This is a genomic window from Nostoc sp. NOS(2021) (assembly GCF_017115025.1).
GTDB lineage: Bacteria > Cyanobacteriota > Cyanobacteriia > Cyanobacteriales > Nostocaceae > Nostoc.
Genome location: NZ_JABXKM010000227.1, coordinates 36,644 through 51,775 on the forward strand (window position 1 = coordinate 36,644; position 15,132 = coordinate 51,775).

Genomic DNA, 15,132 nt, shown 5'->3' on the forward strand with positions numbered 1-15,132 from the left:
GCACTACGTGCCGCTACGCGAACACCCATCCCATATTCAGGGCGGGCTTTCCTGCCAACCCCACAACAAGATGGATAATTTATTTCTTGTCAGTCCTTATAAAGGTTCCCAACCGGTTCCTTTGTAGCCGTATTGAAAAATTTCTGGATGCAAAATTTCTGCCAAAATTTCTAGAGAATCTACCAGTCGCGGCCCTGGACGATTGAAGTAAGAATTACCATCAGTGATGTAGACCCTACCAGCTTGGGTAGCGTGCAGTTTTTCCCAGTCTAAATGTTGAGTTAACAAATTGGCTTCTTGGCGAGTGCGATTTAAATCAAACCCACAAGGCATAAAAGCAATTACATCGGGATTAGTTGTTAATAGTGTTTCCCACGGCAAGATCGGAGAAGACTGACCTGTAACACAAAATAGAGAGTGTCCTCCTGCTAAATTAACTAATTCAGGAATCCAGTTGGCGGCGACCATCAAAGGATCAGTCCACTCAATGCAGGTGACAGTAGGCACTTCATTTAAAGAAAGTCCTTGGATTCTGTGCTGACAAATTTTGACGCGAGCTTCTAAATTTTCTAAGATGTTTACCGAGTCTACGCCAAAGATGTTGCCGACTCGCTCAATGTCAGCCCAAACATCGTGGAGAGTATTGGGTTGTAAAGAAATAATCTGAGGTTTACTGTCAATGAGTGTGGCAACTGCCTTTTCAACTTCGTGTAAGCTGACAGCACAAACATCGCACTGGTCTTGAGTGAGAATGTGGGTAGGCTGCAACTGCTCTAAAACATCTGTTTTGATTTCATAAATACTGAGAGCAGATTGCAATAAATTGTTCACCTCATCGTTAATTTCGCTACTGGAGGCATTGGAATTTAAACGTGCTTGGGTACAAATGGGGCGGTTTTGGATTTCTGGAGGGTAATCGCATTCGTGCGATCGCCCCACAATAGCATCAACCAACCCTAGTGCCGCTAAAATCTCTGTTCCACCGGGAATCAGAGAAACAATTCTTAGATTACTATCCGTCATCGCTCCACCTCCACAAAAGCTGCCTTTAGCTTAATTTTGGCAAAATTTAAGTCTTTAGACATCTTTCTCTAGGAGAATCAAGGCTGTTTTGGTAGTCAACACTAAGCAATAAATTGACTTAAGACTTACGCAAAAAGATTTTTGTGGGCGAGTCTGCGATCGTTGGAGTCCCACACCAAATTTTAAGAGTCCCCCAATTCAAAATACTATACTACTTCATAGTAGAATTACTTGATAGTGGAATTATTTGAAATGCTAATTATACCCTGGCATAAATTGCTGGCATGATGTAATAAAAGTGATTAGCAAAATCTAGCTTGGAACTCGTTATCCAGAATCATCAGATTTGAGTAAAAAAATATACTTTCCGGTTATGAAAAACCATATCAAGTAATTGTAGTTATACAAAGACGGTTTTACTTTTTCCGTAGAACTGTAAGGCAAAATTATTTCTTCTTGAGGGCAACTAATGCAGGTGCTGTCGGCTAGAGATATTACAGAGCAGAAGCAGGCCCAAGAGGCTTTGCAAATTAGAGAAAATGGTCGGCAAAAACAAAGTCAGAAGCTGCTGCAACTGGCAAGGAGCAAGACATTTCAGCAAGGCAATCTTAACGCTGTGTTAAGGGAAATCACAGAAACTGCTGCTCGGACGCTCTTAGTGGAGCGAGTTGGGGTGTGGTTATATAATAAAGAACGTTCAAAAATTGAATGCATCGATTTATATAATCTGAGTACTAAGGAGCATACCTTTGGTAAGTCGCTTTTAAAAACAAATTATCCGGCTTATTTCCAGGCTTTAGAAGAGGAACGTAGCATTGCCGCACATGATGCTAAAAACGATATAAGAACCCAAGAATTATCCGAGTCTTATCTTTCAGTTTTGGGCATCACATCCCTGCTGGATGCACCGATTTGGGTAGAGGGTCGCTTGGTAGGCGTAGTCTGTCACGAACACATAGGCGAAGGTCGCCAATGGACTTTGGAAGAAGAAACTTTTGCTGGCTCGATTGCAGATTTCGTGACGCTGGCTATAGAAGCGAGCGAGCGAAACGTCGTGCAGGAAGCACTGCGACAGAGTGAGGCGCAATTCCGGGCGATTTTTGAGCGTTCCTCTATCGGCATTGGACTTATAGATATGAAAGCACAGATAGTCGATACTAATCTGGTACTGTGCGAGATTTTAGGATACAGCCGAGAAGAAGTATACGGCAAGCGCTTTACAGATTACATTTCCACAGAAAGGGGGGATTTAAAACTTTACAAACAACTGATGTCAAGAATTCGCACAGACTTAAAGAGAACTTCGAGGGTGGGCTTCCAACCCTCTGAACATCAGGAACAGCTTGTCGATAGACATCGCATTGAGATGGAAAGACGCTGTTTGCATCAAGATGGTAACTTAGTTTGGACTCATATCTCTGTTTCTGTTATACCAGACAGCAATGGTGAACCTGAGTTTTTTCTAGCGATGATTGAGGACATTACTAAACGCAAGCAAACAGAGTTGAAACTGCGTGCCTCTCAAGAAGCAGCAGAAGCCGCCAATCGGGCAAAAAGTGAATTTTTAGCAACCATGAGCCATGAGTTACGGACGCCTCTCAATGCGATTATGGGTTTGTCACAATTACTGCAACAAGAAATAGTTGGCTCACTCAATGAAAAGCAGAACGAATATGTAAATTCTATATATAGTAGTGGTGAACATCTGCTAGCACTGATTAACGATATCCTTGATTTATCTAAGGTAGAAGCAGGCAAAGAGGAACTGTTACTCTCATCTTTGCTAGTGTCAGATTTATGTAATTATGCCATCTGGACAGTGCGCGATCGCGCTTTAGAAAAGGGATTGCAACTCACACATGAAATTGACCTAGAAGCGGATATTTGTATTGCTGATGAGCGGCGCATCAAGCAAATGCTACTCAACCTGTTGACTAATGCCATTAAATTCACCCCAGCCGGTCAGGTATCGCTGGTAGTCAAAAAAGTACCGCAAGGGATAACCTTTACAGTTTCAGATACTGGAATTGGTATAGATTCAAATCAGTTTCAATTTCTATTTGAACCGTTTCAACAGCTTGACAGTCAGTTAAATCGCCAGTATGAAGGCACTGGTTTGGGTTTAGCTTTAACACGCAAATTAGCGCGTTTGCATGGTGGAGATGTGACCTTTACATCGACTTTGGGAAAGGGTAGTCAGTTCACTCTGTTTCTACCAAATTCAGTGTATTCGGGAGATGAGGGAGCAGATTTTACCTTGTTCTCCTCTTCCCCTGCCATCTCCACAAATAAAACTATTTTGCTTGTGGAAGAAGAGGAAAACACTGCCACAGTGTTGCAAGATTATCTCCACACAATTGGCTACCAAGTTAAGTGGATAGATAATGGTAACGACTTTTTGAAACAGGTGCAAAACCTCCAACCGGATTTAGTTTTTTTTGATTTCCAGTTAATCAGGGATGTTAGCATCTTGAATTTGCTGAATGTTCTTAGACAACAGCCTTCTTGGGAAGATTTGCCGATTGTAATGATGACCTTAAGCGAACCTTTAGAAGAGGAAATTACCATGCTGCCAGGTAATGCTAATGACTATCTTGTAAAACCAATTCGGATAGTCCAGCTAGAGTCAGTACTGATGCGATATTTGAGTTAATTGGTCATAAAAATACATTTTTTCATGACCAATTCTATCATATCCGGCTGATTAGTTGTCAGATCGCAAGTGATTAGGTGGACATGATATTAGTGAAAAAATATACTATATATTTTTACTTTGACTGTGAGAATTTTTTTCTCATTTTCACATGGGGAATACTGGCTTCTTCAAATATTTCTCCTTCTTCTACAAAATCCAATTTTTTGTATAAATCTTTCACATATTCTTGAGCATGAATCACTACTTCTAGAATATTTTTGTTAGCTATCACTTGTAGGGCATTTTCCATAATTTTCTTACCAATCCCCTTCCCTCTAGCTGTAGACAAAACAGCAAGCCTTTCTATTTTGGCAGTTTTATCATCTAAATATCTAATTCTGGCAGTACCCACAACTTCCTCATTGAAATAAGCAATTAGATGATCAGATATTTCATCTTTGCCATCAAATTCTAAAGCGGAGTCTACCCCTTGTTCTTCCTGAAATACTGCTATCCTAATTGCTCGAATTGCTGGAAATTCTTTAGGCAGTTCAGCAATTTTTATAACTAAATTGGTCATAAAGCTTTATTTATATTCTTTAATTTATTTGCAGTTTAATTTAGTAAACTTGAGTTTACATGACATTTTGAATTTTGAATTGTTTATTGGTAGTTTAATAACAAAAAAGGTGGGCAATGCTGCCCACCTTACCTGTTTTAATCTGCGCCTTCAATTGGTGCAAAACCTTGGCGCTGAATATTTTCTGTGACTGCGCGTGGTTCCAGGAATTGTAGGAGGTAATCAGGGCCGCCTGCTTTAGAACCTACTCCAGAAAGTTTGAATCCACCAAAGGGTTGCCGTCCAACGATCGCTCCGGTAATATTGCGGTTAATGTACAAATTCCCAACTTCAAACTCTGTCTGCGCTTGCTGAATGTGCGAAGGCGTTCTAGAATAAAGTCCGCCAGTTAAGGCGTAATTTGTACCGTTGGCGACTGCTAAGGCTTCCTGGAAATCTTTCACCCGAATTACCGCCAGCACAGGCCCAAAAATTTCTTGCTGGGAAATTACCGCATTTGGCGATACTTCACTAAAGATCACTGGGCCGATAAAATATCCTTGTTCGGTTGCTGGTAATTCCAACGCTACTTCTGCTTCTGCCTTACCCTTCTCAATATACTCCCGGATGCGATCGCGGGCATTAGCATCAATTACCGGCCCAACTTGTGTACTCGGTAACTCTGCTTCCCCAATGTTCAAGGATTTTGTCGCTTCCACTAACCGTTGCACAAAGGTATCATAAATCGGTTGCAGCACAATCACCCTGGAGGCGGCAGAACATTTCTGGCCGCTATAACCAAATGCCGACTGCACTACTCCCACAACGGCTTGGTCTAAATCAGCACTTTCATCGACAATGATCGCATTTTTGCCGCCCATTTCCGCAATCACCCGTTTCATGTGCTTCTGTCCAGGTTTCAGCGTTGCTGCTTCTGCGTAAATTCTACAGCCTACTTCCTGGGAACCCGTAAAAGCAATTACATGAGTATCTGGATGATTTACCAAATAAGCGCCGACTTGGGAACCCTTACCAGGTACGTATTGAAATACACCTTTAGGAAAACCAGCATCTACCAAGATTTCTGTGAGTTTCGCTGCAATCACAGAAGATGTTTCCGCAGGTTTCAGGAGAGTACAGTTGCCTGAAACTAAAGCTGCAACAGTCATTCCACAAGCGATCGCTAGCGGGAAATTCCAGGGAGAAATTACCACAGCAATACCTCGTGGCTGGTAAATATAACGATTAGTTTCACCAATAATGTCGTAATTTACACCTTTATCCAACCGCTCTATCTCGTCAGCGTAGTACCGACAGAAGTCTATCGCTTCAGAAACCTCTCCATCAGCTTCCTTAACTGGTTTCCCAACTTCCAAAACTATCCAAACTGAAAGTTCAGCGCGGCGGAGTTCCATCAAATCACCCGCTTTCCGCAAAATATCAGCGCGTTGTTTAGCTGGTGTTTTCTTCCACCCAGGAAATGCCGCTTTGGCAGCTTGCATCGCCTGTTCCGCCTGTTCAACGCTAATCAACCCAACTTTACCAACTACCTCACTGAAATTAGAAGGATTCAGAGAATCAACAAATTCGGGCGTATTAACATACTCGCCATTAATCAGCGGTAAATAAGTTTTACCCAACTGTTGGCGAACGTTTTGGAAAGCTTGAGCAGATTTTCTTGTCATCTCTTCCACCGCATAATCGGTATCAGCAGCACCAAGGAAATGAGAGACGCGATTAATCGCGTCTCTACTTTGGAGAGACGCGACGCCAGTCGCTACAACGGGGGGAACCCCCGCAACGCGCTGGCTCATTAATCGCGTCTGTACGTTCTCCTCTTTGACAATCGGCGGCGCTAATAATTCCTCAATCGGTCGATTTTCGAGATTTTGCCGTAAAAAAGAACTATTAGCCGTATTTTCCAACAACCGCCGAATTAAATACGCCATTCCAGGTAATAATTCACCGTAAGGACAGTAAACTCTCACCCGATAACCCCTGTCAACCAATGCCTTGGCAACTTTATCACCCATACCGTAGAGAACTTGTAATTCAAAGCGACGGCGAGGGACATTTAAACTTTCAGCGATGGCAATGGCGCGAGAGTGCGATCGCACATTATGGCTACCAATGGCAGAATACACATATTGATGATTTTCTAGCAATAATTGAGTGATGGTTTCAAAGTTAGCATCACTTGCCGCTTTCTCGTTGTAAACTGGCTGTGGCCAATGCTTTTGGGCTGCTTTGATAGTTTCCTGATCCCAATATGCGCCTTTCACCAAGCGGATTGTCAGGGGATAACCGCGTTGTTTCAACCAAGAAATTAGGTCTTTGGTATCTTGCTCACTATCACGCAGATATGCTTGAATTGTCATGCCAATATCTGTGCGTTGCCGAAACTCTTCTTCTAGTAACAGTTTTTTCAGGATGCTAAGAGTGATATCCTTATAGGCATACTGTTCCATATCAAAATGCACAGCTGCGCCTAATTCTTTGGCACGACGTAAGAGAATACGAATGCGATCGCTAACTCGCTCCTCACTACCTTTAGCATCTAATGGGTCAAATTGGGAATAAAAGGCGGTTAACTTCACAGAAACCTGAACTTTTGGTATTGATTCGCCATCAGCCTCATCAATAGCCGGGATAGCTGCCCAATTCTTCGATGCTTCCACCAATTGTTGCATTAATTCTAGATAGCGTTCTAGATAAGACTGCGCTTCGGCTTCGGTAATTACTGCTTCACCAAGTAAGTCAATGGTAAAAGCCATTTTCTCTTTTCGCAGTCGTTCAACTGTTTTGATGACTTGTTTAATATTTTCCCCAGAAATATATTTATGAGCAAGAGTCTCAACCGCAGTACCAACAGTTGTAGCAGCAACTTGTCCTGGCATAGAGTCGGGGTTAGCAAAATTGAGCATTCCCTTCAAAGCTGCCGGTAATTCTACAGACTCATCTCCGAGATATTCTTGTAAATGTGAGGCAATTTCTGATTTACTGTGCAAAGCAGGTAGCGTATCTATAAAGCGAAATAGTTGCACCCGCAACCCCGGATTACTCATCGCCCAAGCTAGTAATTTATCATCCCAACGCATTTGATCCCGCAGGGAAGAAAAAAACGAACGATTTTCCTGCGTTGCTGCAAGAAGTTGTTTCGCAATTTCTTGGGTTTTAGCTTCGTAGGTGCTTGTTTGTACTTGTAATACCACTGATCATAAACTCCGTTAATCAAGGCAAGGCTTTTTGTACAAAGCCTATGTCTTCTATTTTGACGCTTTCATATATTTAGTGGGGAGTAGGGGAGATGAGGGAGATGAAGAAGCAGAGGGGAATAATCAATGCCCAATGCCCAATGCCCAATTCAATCACAAGTGTTATCCTTTTGTTGATCTATTTCTAACGTCATATTAAGAGTGTGAATACTATTGTGAATACTATGTTTATGCCTACAGAAAACCTCACGCATATCTTATTTTCTAACTGGCACCACACACTCCAACCCTTTGGTGTTGAACAGGTAGCGTCTGAGAAAGCCTTTAATTGCTTGGTTGCAGCTTACTCTACCCCTGGTCGCTACTACCATACACTGAAACACATTGATCAGGTTCTCAGCACAATTGAGATTTTGCAAGGCTACACCAACAACTTAGCTGCTGTTCAACTAGCTGCCTGGTTTCACGATGTAGTGTATGACACTGAAGCTCAAGACAATGAAGAACGAAGCGCAGACTATGCTTTTGAGTTGCTGAGTAATTTGGGTATTCCAGAAAGTACCATAACTATTATTACCCGTCTGATTCTGAACACTAAAAACCACCAAGCTGCGGTGGATGACTATGATAGCCAAGTTCTACTTGATGCAGATTTAGCGATCTTGGCTACTAACCTAGTCCAATATCCAGAATACGCCCATGCCATTCGCCAAGAATATGGCTGGGTGGCACAGGCAGAGTATATCACAGGTCGTCGGCAGGTTTTAGAGCGACTTTTACAGCGATCGCGTATCTACTCTACGCCTTTAATGTTAGAGTTCGCCGAACCATCTGCCCGTGGCAATATCCAGGCAGAAATTCAGTCTTTATTGTCTGATTAGTTCTACAGCGATTCTTATTTGGATGCAACACGCGCTAGGGGCGCAAGTCCCAGCGAATGGAATTCGCGGCTAGACAAACAAAGTCCACCTCCCTGGACTAAGAGAAAATTAAGGTTTTTTAACCCACGGAGGTGGGTTTTGCCTCGTGTAGACGAGCCAGTGCGTTGGGGAGCCACTAGCCTCTCCCTTTGGGAGAAGGGGAGACGCCAAGGTGATAGCGCAGCGTTAGCGAGTCCGCGAGCGTCTGGGGGTTTCCCCCATGAGCGACTGGCGGCGGCTTTGCCGACTTGTTCGCTCTTAGCGTTCCCGCAGGGTAGCAACTGGCGTGCGCTTTCTAACCGCCCTTTTACTATTCCATGCAATTGGACTCGGCGAGAAATTTTGAATTGCTTAGGAATAAGAATTAAATAACATACAATTTATGTCCCTGGCTTACCTCACCCTCAATCCCTCTCCTTATAAAGGAGAGGGAGGCTAGAGACAAGATTGAAGTTTTGCATTTTATTTAATCCACGTTGCTTAACGTCTGCCAGCACCACGATAAGGCACTTCAGGCACTTCAGTCTCTTCTAGCTTTCTTTTAGGTGCAAACACTTCTTGATGTTGTTGCTGCTGAATTTTTTGCTGTGCGAACTTTACACGGGTGCGAACTCCGAGATCGGCATCTGTATCGAGCATTTGCTGAAGTTGATTTGTAATCCGCGACGCTTGATCGGGTAAAGTGACTGCTATGGCGTTGCCGCTTTGCGGGTTGTCGCCAGACATCGCTAGTGTTTCTAAACTCGTCACTGCTGCATAGCGCACTACCCACTCTGGATCTTGAGAAATTAATAATAGCGCCTCTAATACCTGAGTCTGAATAGAGTCCAGTTTCTCAGACGGTACTTGATGCCAGCGCAAAGTGCCTAATCCCCTGGCAGCTGCCCGCCGCACACTCAGGGAAAAATCGGTTTTTGCTGCCTCTAATAACGTATCCAGCGCCCGGACATCGCCAATTCCCGCTAAGGCACGAATAGCCCAGGCTCTAGCACCGTAGTTGTAGTCATCAATTAGTTCCAATAGTGGCGGTACTGCGGCTTGCCCAATCGCAATCAGTCCATCTACCGCCGCCACCGCTGCCCCTGGATTGTTGTAGCCCAAAGCTGCAATCAGAGTGGGAACAGATTCCTCTATGCCAGCTGCTGCTAACTCTTGAACTGCGTCTACTAGGCGCTCCGAGGAATCTGCTTCTTCTACAGCACGGATTAATATTTGGGCAAGCTCACTGTTATTCATAATAATTTTTCATGGGTCATTAGTCGTCAGCCAATTGTAGCTTAAGTTATCCGTAGTTTACATCATACATAAACCCCCTAGCCCTGATTTTGCAGTTGGGTTGGGGGTTTATGTGTGCTAAACATTTGGTTTAAACGTATTAATGACAACTCATTATCTAGAACTTAGGACTACAACAGCGAGTCCATCAAATTCATCACTTTAATTGCACCTGCTGAGAAAGTGCTTGTTGCTGTATGCTTAACTTGATGTTCTAGTAATCCTTTAAGAGAAATTAGCTTCAGGCTATTTTCGGCAAGAGTCTCGGCGATCGCATCTGCTGCGGGTAGATATCCAATCGCTCCCAAATCTGCTAACACTGCTCGACGCAATTGCAATTTATCTCCCGCCAGAGCTTGCACCAACCGTTCTCCATAAACTGGTTCTTGAGTTAATTGATACATGGCTCGTGCGGCAGCATATTGCACCAATTCGATTGGATGCTCTAAGAATGGCTTTACCAAAGGGATACACTCAGTCGCCCTCAAGGTTCCCAAGGCTTCTAAAATAGCGTCGTAGGGTTGAGATAAATCAGGCTGTTTTGATATGATCTGCTCTCCCTGCAAGCCTACCTGTAATAGCTTGATCAGGGCAGGAATACAAACCGGATCACCTAGCATTTCCAAAGATTGTGCCGCCGCTTCCCGGACATAAAAATCTGAGCAGTCTAAACACCCAATTAAAGGTGATACTGCCTGGCGATCGCTTAGTTTCCCTAAGGCCCTAGCTGCGTTCCGTCGCAGAGGATATCCGCCTTCTGGTGTCCTATCGGCTTCATCCTCTAAAGCTGCGATCAATCCTGTAACCGCAGCTGCCTCACCTATCCGAAACCTACCCAACCACCAGGCAGCATAAAACCGCAGACCTAAATCTGCACTCTCAAGATTAAGTAGAGCTTGCTCTACCGTTAAAGATTTACCGTCGCCAAAGTCACCTGTCGGTGATAAATCTTCAAATTTCTGCGGACTGGAATTCATTATCAAGAAGGAGGATTGCTTTATTCGCTATCTGTTTTAGCTTCAGCGTTCAATGGCTGAATGCTGACTATTTTGCCACCCAAGCGAGTAATCCGCTGCATTTCTTGATTCATCCGGTTCTCAGGTACTGTGAAAAACACAGTGGCACTAGAACGAATGGGATAGTTGGTTTTTTCAGTTTCTTCGCTTTGGCGTAGACCGACTACTTCATACCGGAAGTAGCGACTACTTGTTCTACTACTAATTTGTCCAAGCATAAAATTAATTCCCAATACTAAATTGTCATTAGTCCTTAATAATTACTAATGACTAATGACCATTGACAAATGACACTAAAGTGGCTTCACACTGGCTATTTTACCACCTTGTTTTACCACTCTTTGGAAGTAACTAGATAGTTCTTCATAAGGTATAATCACAGCCTGATTAACACGGCGTGTGCTAGGATACCCCGCTCCAAAAACGCCTGCCACTTCAATGCGGTAGAGTCTGCCTTCTTTACCAAAAGTTCCCGCACCACCGAAAGTACTGTTGGGGGTAACGCCTCTTTCAGAAGCAACGTATGAAAAGCCTGAGGGACCACCAGAGGGAGGAACAACGATGGATGCACTATTGCGACCTAGTTCGCTAGCAAGGCGTGAGGACTTGCCTTTGAGTTGGGAGGTATCGCTACTGGCATAGCCGCGATAAAGTTGGAATATTCGGCTAAATCCTACAGTTTTCTGTCCTGTTTGGGTTTTAAAGCCACGATAGTAAGGCACAATATTTTCACCAAAGCTAGATTGATACTCTGGCGAATCAATATAAGAATCAATGTCGGCTTCATATCCCTTGTTTTGGTACAAGTCTAAGTGATAGACCACATCAGACTCATCATAGGGGGCACGACCCAACAAATGTTTATAGTTCAGTTCGATGACGCGAGTTTGGAAATTGTCGTAGAAAAACTTGGATTTGTACAGTTCCGATTTAGCTACTTGACGCACAAACTCTTGCACTGTATTTTTTCCATCGCGCAAGATAGATTCAGCACTTGTAAGGCGGTCAGATGCCAATATGTAGTTGTTGCCCAACACCTGACGATAGACGGCAGCAATTACTCTTTCAATATCTTCTTTGGTTGCATTTGGACGCAATTCTACAGGAGCCTGATCACTAAAAGGCTCTGTCCCCAGACGGGACGCTGCTGTTGTAATAGCCATTGGTAATTTTCCTTTTGTAATTCGTAATTGGTAAGGGGAGTGGGGAATGGGAAGTAGGGAGTGGTGAAATTCCCTACTCCCTACTCCCTACTCCCTACTCCCCACCCCAGTCCCTATTTATACGGACGTAATGCTAATCACCTTACTGCCCTTGCGATTCAACTGCTGTAATTTACTAGAAAGTTGCTCGTAGGGTACGATCAATTCCGCAGTACCGCGCCGCACTACAGTTGAGTTCGGGGAAGCTGCTTGTAGCACTCTGATGCGGTATGTTTCCCCACGACCACCTGTAGAGAGTCCTGTTAAGGCTCCGGCGGAGACTGGGTAAATGGGTGAAGCCAGATTCTTAGCCACTTCCCAGGTTAGCCGTCCTTGTTTTTGTCCTTGAGCGCGATCGCTATTGGCATAACCCCGATAGAGTTGGAATAGTCGGCTAAATCCAACGTTTTTCTGTCCTACTTGACTTTTAAAGCCTCGATAGTAGGGCACAAGATTTTCGCCAAAACTTTCTTGATATTCTAATGAGTCAATGTAAGAATTAATCTCAGCTTCATAACCTTGTGAGTTGTAAAGCTCAACATGGTACGAAATCTCTGACTCATCTTGTGGGGCACGCCCCAATAAATGCTTATAATTCAACTCGATAAAGCGAGTTTGGGAGTTGGAGTAGAAAAACTTATCCCGATAAAGTTCCGATTGAGCAATGGCTAGCACAAATCCCCGAACTGAGATTGCACCTTGCTGCAACAGTGATTCTGCACTCTCTAGACGGTCTCCTTCCAGTAGATATGCATTACCCAAAACCTGACGGTAAACCGCCCGGATAATCACTGCCACATCCGCTTCTGTTCTATCGGGACGTAGTTCTACCAGTGCTGAGTTTTCAAATGCTCCAATCCCTAATCTTGCTGCTTGTCCCAAAGCTGCCATCTTTTACCTCCTCAGTTTTAACTGCAAAACTGAAAACTTTTTAGAAAAATTTTTTCTAGTCTTTTAACAGTCTTTTGAAAATAAAACTGCCCGGAGAGGTAAACAACTCATAGAACTTACTTGTCATCAGAGCTGATTTCCTCTCCGGGCTAAAGAAACACTCTAGCTTAGAGTATTGATTACATAGTCGATGTAAGAATTGGCTTCAACAGCTGGATCGCCGCTTAGACCGTGGTTAGCTTTGATGTACTTGAGAGCTTCAATGTACCAGCTAGGAGACAGATCAAAAGTCCGGTTGATTTCAGCCAAGCCAGAAACCAAGAAATCATCCAAGGGGCCTGTGCCACCTACAACTAAGGCGTATGTGATAATCCGCAAGTAGTAGCCGACATCACGTACACACTTGCCTTTGCCGCGTGCATCAGACGCGAAGTTGGGGCCTTGTTGTTGAGTGGTGTAAGGGAACTTGTTATACACTGCTTGAGCTGCACCTTCGGTCAACCGTTGAGCATTGCCGCTCAAGGCTTTTGCTGCTTGTAAGCTAGCTGGCGCTTGACGGAAGCGACCAAAAGCAACTTGAATTTCGGTGCTGCTGAGATAGCGGCCTTGAGAATCAGCCGATGCAATTGCTTCAGTTAGAGGTGTTTTTGTCATTTTGGTATTTCCCTTTTACAAACTTTTGGTTGAAATTTTGTTTTGTCCTAATGGACAATTATCTCAGTCACTAGCAGCAATATCTGCCTTAAGCTACTGCTGAAGCTGCACGATCAAAATAGCCAGCTATTTCCGCTGCCAGAGCGCTGCAATCTCCTCTGGTGATGTTGTTTGTATCGTTGACAATGGCCAGGGAAGCTTGTTTCAGCTTCTGAATACCAACAGCAACTGATCCTCCTGGAGTTCCCAATGCTAAATAGGTTTCCCGCAAACCATTGAGGGCACGGTCATCTAGCACGCTGGAATCGCCAGCAAAGATCGCATAGGTGATATAGCGAAGAATGATGTCCAAATCTCTGATGCAAGCAGCTGCGCGACGGTTGGTGTAAGCATTACCACCGGGAGCGATCAATTGGGGTTGTTCTGCCCACAAATCACGAACCGCACCGGCAACAAGAGCAGACGCATTGCTGGTAATCCGGTTAACAGCATCCGCGCGCTTGTTACCATCTTTGACTAGTTCGCTCAAAGCATCCAATTGTGCATCGGTTAGATATTCCCCACGTGTATCAGCTTGGGTAACTACTTTTGCAAATGCATCTAAAACCATTGCCTTAAATCTCCTAAATTGCTTGGTTAAGAATAATTGGACTCAAAACTGAATGGTTCAGTTTATTTTTGATGTCAGCACTGCCTGACGAGTTACGAAAGGTTTAAAACAGACATCTCAAGAAATAAGTTTACGATCTCCAGGCTTTCAGATTAAAACTTTTGTTAGAAAACTTCAAACTTCTGCGAACGACTGGAAAACCTGATTAAGATGTTGTTTTTTACTTCCAAGTTCTCTTTATACAATGCTGCCGCATCATTATTTATTACAAATTATTATTATGTTTGTTAATTTAATTTACATAAGTTCACATTCTTGCCTCTGTTGGTTTATGAGAAGTTAGTACAGCACGGCAGAATTAACAATTCAAAATGACGCTCTCTACGAGACGCCTGAATTCTAGGTTAATACGGATAGCTTCGAGTGATTAACAAACAAGCTAACCAAACCATATTGAATTTTCTGCATCCCCAAGGATGGGATAATTTATTTCTGGGAAATCACTTAAAGAATGAATGCGATGCCTGGGTTGGGCGTAGCTGCGGCACACTGAATTTGTGTAGCATTGGCTACTTTCTAGCTCCTGCCAAGGGCACGCGCCATATTTTGCGACTGCATTGCAGCCGTGGATTTATAGCCGCAGTCAACCATGCGATCGCCGCACTTACGATTATTATTAGTAGTTTGTCAAGCTAGTAGTGAAGGGTTTATTTATCTTGTAAAAACTCTATAATCCGCTTAAATGCTTGCGGGTCTTGGTAGAGAAAGCGATGACCACCCTCGAATAACTCTAAATAAGCACCTGGTATCTGTTTGTGTATTGCCTCAAGATTGGCAGGAGGAGATATGCCATCGTAACGACCGCCGCAGATATAAACGGGAAGATGCAGCTGAGAAAGTCGATTATACGTATCGTGAGCAGCACGAGCCTCAAGCTGGCGACGACGCCCAACTTGGCGACTTGGTTCGTCTAAACCTTCTTTAAAAGTTGCTAGCGTCTGCTTCACTAGTTCCTCAAATTGTGTAATTTTGCTAGAGAGCCAAGCCTCGTCTTGCCAACGGCGATCAGAAACTGTTATCTGCCGACGAGCCAGTTCTTCACTAGGAAGGTTCACGAGTTCATGTAGTGGAT

At 43.7% G+C, this 15,132-nt stretch carries 15 protein-coding genes; 3 read left to right on the top strand and 12 right to left on the bottom strand.

Annotated elements, in window-relative coordinates; translation table 11 throughout:
• Nucleotides 1-96 precede the first annotated feature (96 nt).
• A complete protein-coding gene (locus HWQ41_RS24205) occupies nt 97-1,023 on the bottom strand; it encodes a cobalamin-binding protein (protein WP_292768631.1) in 927 nt (308 codons plus the stop codon).
• Nucleotides 1,024-1,492: 469 nt separating this feature from the next.
• On the opposite strand from HWQ41_RS24205, the gene HWQ41_RS24210 reads away from it, so the two are divergent.
• Nucleotides 1,493-3,676 (top strand): ATP-binding protein, encoded by a 2,184-nt coding sequence (locus tag HWQ41_RS24210; protein ID WP_292768634.1) that lies wholly within the window; start codon nt 1,493-1,495, stop codon nt 3,674-3,676.
• 115 nt (nt 3,677-3,791) lie between these two features.
• Here the strand turns inward: HWQ41_RS24210 and HWQ41_RS24215 are convergent, their stop codons facing one another.
• A complete protein-coding gene (locus HWQ41_RS24215) occupies nt 3,792-4,238 on the bottom strand; it encodes a GNAT family N-acetyltransferase (protein ID WP_292768636.1) in 447 nt (148 codons plus the stop codon).
• A 137-nt stretch (nt 4,239-4,375) separates the two neighbouring features.
• A complete protein-coding gene (gene pruA, locus HWQ41_RS24220) occupies nt 4,376-7,429 on the bottom strand; it encodes an L-glutamate gamma-semialdehyde dehydrogenase (protein ID WP_292768638.1) in 3,054 nt (1,017 codons plus the stop codon).
• A gap of 233 nt (nt 7,430-7,662) precedes the next feature.
• On the opposite strand from pruA, the gene HWQ41_RS24225 reads away from it, so the two are divergent.
• The gene (locus HWQ41_RS24225) at nt 7,663-8,313 is read left to right on the top strand and encodes a hypothetical protein (RefSeq protein ID WP_292768715.1); all 651 of its coding nucleotides are present in this window, start codon (nt 7,663-7,665) and stop codon (nt 8,311-8,313) included.
• 14 nt (nt 8,314-8,327) lie between these two features.
• On the opposite strand, the gene HWQ41_RS24230 is transcribed toward HWQ41_RS24225, so the two are convergent.
• The 8 genes from HWQ41_RS24230 to HWQ41_RS24265 form a co-directional block, all read right to left on the bottom strand.
• Complete coding sequence (locus tag HWQ41_RS24230; protein ID WP_292768641.1) at nt 8,328-8,675, bottom strand: hypothetical protein; 348 nt, start codon at nt 8,673-8,675, stop codon at nt 8,328-8,330.
• A 157-nt stretch (nt 8,676-8,832) separates the two neighbouring features.
• Entirely contained in the window at nt 8,833-9,588 is a 756-nt protein-coding gene (locus tag HWQ41_RS24235) for a HEAT repeat domain-containing protein (protein WP_292768644.1), read from the bottom strand.
• A gap of 170 nt (nt 9,589-9,758) precedes the next feature.
• Nucleotides 9,759-10,604 (bottom strand): HEAT repeat domain-containing protein, encoded by an 846-nt coding sequence (locus HWQ41_RS24240; protein WP_292768646.1) that lies wholly within the window; start codon nt 10,602-10,604, stop codon nt 9,759-9,761.
• 20 nt (nt 10,605-10,624) lie between these two features.
• A complete protein-coding gene (locus tag HWQ41_RS24245; protein WP_292768649.1) occupies nt 10,625-10,861 on the bottom strand; it encodes a phycobilisome linker polypeptide in 237 nt (78 codons plus the stop codon).
• Between the two features lie 75 nt (nt 10,862-10,936).
• Nucleotides 10,937-11,806 (bottom strand): phycobilisome linker polypeptide, encoded by an 870-nt coding sequence (locus tag HWQ41_RS24250; protein ID WP_292768652.1) that lies wholly within the window; start codon nt 11,804-11,806, stop codon nt 10,937-10,939.
• 117 nt (nt 11,807-11,923) lie between these two features.
• Entirely contained in the window at nt 11,924-12,736 is an 813-nt protein-coding gene (locus HWQ41_RS24255; RefSeq protein WP_292768654.1) for a phycobilisome linker polypeptide, read from the bottom strand.
• 162 nt (nt 12,737-12,898) lie between these two features.
• Nucleotides 12,899-13,390, bottom strand: coding sequence for a phycocyanin subunit alpha (gene cpcA / locus HWQ41_RS24260; RefSeq protein ID WP_292768656.1), 492 nt, complete (start codon nt 13,388-13,390; stop codon nt 12,899-12,901).
• 88 nt (nt 13,391-13,478) lie between these two features.
• Nucleotides 13,479-14,000, bottom strand: a complete 522-nt coding sequence (locus HWQ41_RS24265) for a phycocyanin subunit beta (RefSeq protein ID WP_292768658.1) — start codon at nt 13,998-14,000, stop codon at nt 13,479-13,481.
• A 423-nt stretch (nt 14,001-14,423) separates the two neighbouring features.
• Between HWQ41_RS24265 and HWQ41_RS24270 the strand changes: the two genes are divergently transcribed.
• Nucleotides 14,424-14,696 carry a hypothetical protein gene (locus HWQ41_RS24270; protein WP_292768660.1) on the top strand — a complete coding sequence of 91 codons (273 nt, stop codon included), beginning with the start codon at nt 14,424-14,426 and terminating at the stop codon, nt 14,694-14,696.
• Between the two features lie 11 nt (nt 14,697-14,707).
• Here the strand turns inward: HWQ41_RS24270 and HWQ41_RS24275 are convergent.
• Nucleotides 14,708-15,132: hypothetical protein (locus tag HWQ41_RS24275; RefSeq protein WP_366931702.1), on the bottom strand; the 425-nt coding region annotated here is incomplete at its 5' end.

What these genes read in the sequence shown, in the direction of transcription:
- HWQ41_RS24235 (WP_292768644.1), bottom strand. Translation starts at nt 9,588, where the DNA reads ATGAATAACAGTGAGCTTGCCCAAATATTAATCCGTGCTGTAGAAGAA.
- HWQ41_RS24265 (WP_292768658.1), bottom strand. Translation starts at nt 14,000, where the DNA reads ATGGTTTTAGATGCATTTGCAAAAGTAGTTACCCAAGCTGATACACGT.
- HWQ41_RS24205 (WP_292768631.1), bottom strand. Translation starts at nt 1,023, where the DNA reads ATGACGGATAGTAATCTAAGAATTGTTTCTCTGATTCCCGGTGGAACA.
- HWQ41_RS24255 (WP_292768654.1), bottom strand. Translation starts at nt 12,736, where the DNA reads ATGGCAGCTTTGGGACAAGCAGCAAGATTAGGGATTGGAGCATTTGAA.
- HWQ41_RS24250 (WP_292768652.1), bottom strand. Translation starts at nt 11,806, where the DNA reads ATGGCTATTACAACAGCAGCGTCCCGTCTGGGGACAGAGCCTTTTAGT.
- HWQ41_RS24245 (WP_292768649.1), bottom strand. Translation starts at nt 10,861, where the DNA reads ATGCTTGGACAAATTAGTAGTAGAACAAGTAGTCGCTACTTCCGGTAT.
- HWQ41_RS24240 (WP_292768646.1), bottom strand. Translation starts at nt 10,604, where the DNA reads ATGAATTCCAGTCCGCAGAAATTTGAAGATTTATCACCGACAGGTGAC.
- cpcA (WP_292768656.1), bottom strand. Translation starts at nt 13,390, where the DNA reads ATGACAAAAACACCTCTAACTGAAGCAATTGCATCGGCTGATTCTCAA.
- HWQ41_RS24225 (WP_292768715.1), top strand. Translation starts at nt 7,663, where the DNA reads ATGCCTACAGAAAACCTCACGCATATCTTATTTTCTAACTGGCACCAC.
- HWQ41_RS24210 (WP_292768634.1), top strand. Translation starts at nt 1,493, where the DNA reads ATGCAGGTGCTGTCGGCTAGAGATATTACAGAGCAGAAGCAGGCCCAA.
- HWQ41_RS24215 (WP_292768636.1), bottom strand. Translation starts at nt 4,238, where the DNA reads ATGACCAATTTAGTTATAAAAATTGCTGAACTGCCTAAAGAATTTCCA.